At 62.3% G+C, this 2961-nt stretch carries 4 protein-coding genes and 1 pseudogene; all 5 read left to right on the top strand.

Annotated elements, in window-relative coordinates; translation table 11 throughout:
- A pseudogene (locus tag AWB77_RS33985) lies at window positions 1-224 on the top strand (1,2-phenylacetyl-CoA epoxidase subunit PaaA); the annotation flags it as partial.
- Window positions 221-526 carry a 1,2-phenylacetyl-CoA epoxidase subunit PaaB gene (gene paaB, locus AWB77_RS33980; protein ID WP_341845023.1) on the top strand — a complete coding sequence of 102 codons (306 nt, stop codon included), beginning with the start codon at window positions 221-223 and terminating at the stop codon, window positions 524-526. The pseudogene AWB77_RS33985 and the gene paaB, both read left to right, overlap by 4 nt.
- A gap of 10 nt (window positions 527-536) precedes the next feature.
- Complete coding sequence (gene paaC / locus AWB77_RS33975; RefSeq protein WP_061138840.1) at window positions 537-1337, top strand: 1,2-phenylacetyl-CoA epoxidase subunit PaaC; 801 nt, start codon at window positions 537-539, stop codon at window positions 1335-1337.
- An 11-nt stretch (window positions 1338-1348) separates the two neighbouring features.
- Entirely contained in the window at window positions 1349-1888 is a 540-nt protein-coding gene (gene paaD / locus AWB77_RS33970; protein WP_061138842.1) for a 1,2-phenylacetyl-CoA epoxidase subunit PaaD, read from the top strand.
- Between the two features lie 23 nt (window positions 1889-1911).
- Window positions 1912-2961, top strand: a 1050-nt coding sequence (paaE, locus tag AWB77_RS33965; RefSeq protein WP_061138839.1) for a 1,2-phenylacetyl-CoA epoxidase subunit PaaE, incomplete at its 3' end; no start/stop codon positions are given.

The following is a 2961-nucleotide window of genomic DNA, read 5'->3' as shown; positions in this document are numbered from 1 at the left end:
CCTTGCCCGACGCAGACCTCAAGTGGAACGAAGAGCGTCAGGCGCACGACTACGGCGCAATCGACTGGGATGAGTTCTGGCGCGTGGTGAACGGCGATGGCCCGTGCAACAAGGAACGTCTCGCCACGCGCGTGAAAGCACACGACGACGGCGCGTGGGTGCGCGAAGCCGCACTCGCATACGCAGAGAAGCAGAAAGCCCGCGCCCAAAAACAGGCTGCATGAGCAAGGAGACGATGAAGATGAACAAGGAATGGCCGATCTGGGAAGTGTTCGTGCGCAGCAAGCAGGGACTGGATCACAAGCATTGCGGCAGCCTGCACGCACCGGACGCGGGCGCGGCGCTGCGCATGGCGCGCGACGTGTACACGCGGCGTCAGGAAGGCGTGAGCATCTGGGTGGTGCCGTCGGCGGCGATCACGGCATCGGACCCGGCGGACAAGGCGGAGTTGTTCGAGCCTGCGGGCGACAAGATCTATCGGCATCCGACGTTCTTCGTGCTGCCCGACGAAATCAATCACATGTAAGGCGCGCGACATGAGCCAGAAAGAACATCTCGCCTACGTGCTGCGCCTTGCGGACAACGCGCTGATTCTCGGTCAGCGCAACGCCGAGTGGTGCAGTCACGGCCCGGCGCTGGAAGAAGACATCGCGCTGGCGAACATGAGTCTCGATCTGATCGGTCAGGCGCGTTTGCTCTATACGCATGCAGCGACGCTCGATGCATCGCTCAATGGCACGCAGAAGACTGAGGACGACTACGCGTACTTCCGCACCGAGCGCGAGTTCGCCAACTACACGATGACCGAACTGCCGCACTTCGGCCCGCTCGCGGGCACCACGCGCACCGAGCGCGATTACGCGGTGACGATCGTGCGCAACTTCCTGTACTCGGCGTTGATGATCGAAGTGTGGAGCGCCTTGCAAGCATCGAGCGATGCGCAACTCGCGGCGATCGCGGCGAAGTCGATCAAGGAGACGCGCTATCACCTGCATCATGCGCGCGACTGGCTGGTGCGTTTCGGCGATGGCACGGAGGAATCGCATCGGCGTGCGCAGGCCGCGCTCGATTATCTGATGCCGTACACGCGCGAGTTCTTCGCGACCGATGCGATCGAACAAGCCGTCGCCGATGCGGGCATCGCGCCGCTGGCGAGCGAGTTCGAAGCAGCCTGGCGCGATGAAGTGCACGCCGCACTCGATGAAGCCACGCTCGAGGCGCCAGCCCAAGTGCAGCACATCACCACGGGCAAGCATGGCGAGCACTCGGAGCACATGGGCTATCTGCTCGCGGAGATGCAGAGCCTGGCGCGTCAGCATCCGGGCGCGAGCTGGTGATGCAGGCCACCATGCAAAAGACGCAAACGACGCAAACGACGCAACCGATGCAAACGACGATCGAACGCGCATGGCACGTGCTCGAAGCGGTGCCCGATCCGGAGATTCCGGTGGTGTCGATACGCGAGCTGGGCATCTTGCGCGACGTGCGTCACGGCGACGATGGCGTGCTTGAAGTGGTGATCACGCCGACATACTCGGGGTGTCCGGCGATGTCGCAGATTGCGGAAGATATCGCGCATGCGATCGACGATGCGCAACTCGGCGCGCATCGCATCGAGACGGTGCTTGCGCCTGCGTGGACCACTGACTGGATCACCGATGAAGCGCGCGAGAAGCTGCGCCGCTATGGCATCGCACCGCCGACCGGCGCATGCGTGAGCGCAGAAAAACCGATCCGCTTCGTGCCTCGCAAGCCCGCGACGATCGAATGTCCGCGCTGCGGCTCGACGCACACCGAGAAGCTCGCGCAATTCGGATCGACGGCGTGCAAGGCGCTGTATCGCTGCATCGATTGCCGCGAGCCGTTCGATTACTTCAAGCCGTACTGAACCGATTTCACATCATCAAGATCATGGCGACTCCGCAATTCCATCCGCTGCGCATCCGCGATGTGCGACCCGAAACCGCCGATGCGGTCACCGTTTCGTTCGACGTGCCGCCCGCGTTGCGCGATGCGTTTCGCTTCACGCAAGGACAGTTCGTGACGCTCAAGACGCATATCGACGGCGAGGAGACGCGCCGCTCGTATTCGATCTGCGTGGGCGTGACCGACTACGATCGCGACGGCGAATTGCGCATCGGCATCAAGCGCGTGCGTGGCGGGCGCTTCTCGAACTTCGCGTTCGATACTTTGAAGCCCGGCCACGAGATCGACGTGATGACGCCCGATGGCCGCTTCTTCACGCATCTGAACGCGGATCATGCGAAGCACTACGTGGCGTTCTCGGGCGGCTCGGGCATCACGCCGGTGCTTGCGATCATCAAGACGACGCTGGACATGGAGCCGACGAGCCGCTTCACGCTGGTGTACGGCAATCGCAGCGTGGACGCGATCATGTTCGCCGAGGAACTTGAAGATCTGAAGAATCGGTATATGGACCGGTTCTCGCTGTATCACGTGCTGTCCGACGATCTGCAGGATGTGGAGTTGTTCAACGGCGTGCTGGATCGAGAGAAGTGCAAGGCGTTTCTGTCGACGTTGCTCTCTGCCGAAGAAATCGATGAAGCGTTCATCTGCGGCCCCGGACCGATGATGGATGCGGCCGAAGCTGCGCTGAAGGATTCGGGTGTTGCGCCCAGGCAGATTCATGTGGAGCGCTTCGGCACGCCTCTGCCGCAGGCGGGTGCGCCGACGATCGAGATCACGGAGAGCACGCCGGCGGCGGATCTGGAACTGATCATCGATGGCAAGAAGCGCAAGCTGCGCTTGCCGTATGAAGGCGTGAGCGTGCTCGATGTCGGACTGAAGGCGGGCCTTGCGTTGCCTTACGCATGCAAGGGCGGTGTGTGCTGTACGTGCCGCGCGAAGGTGATCGAAGGCGAAGTGAAGATGGACAAGAACTACACGCTCGAACAGCACGAGATCGATGACGGGTTCGTGCTCACGTGCCAGTGTCATCCG

This window comes from Caballeronia fortuita (assembly GCF_001544835.2).
Taxonomy (GTDB): Bacteria; Pseudomonadota; Gammaproteobacteria; order Burkholderiales; family Burkholderiaceae; genus Caballeronia; species Caballeronia fortuita.
Note: the sequence above shows the minus strand (reverse complement) of the source record. Positions and strands in the feature narration are given on the sequence as shown.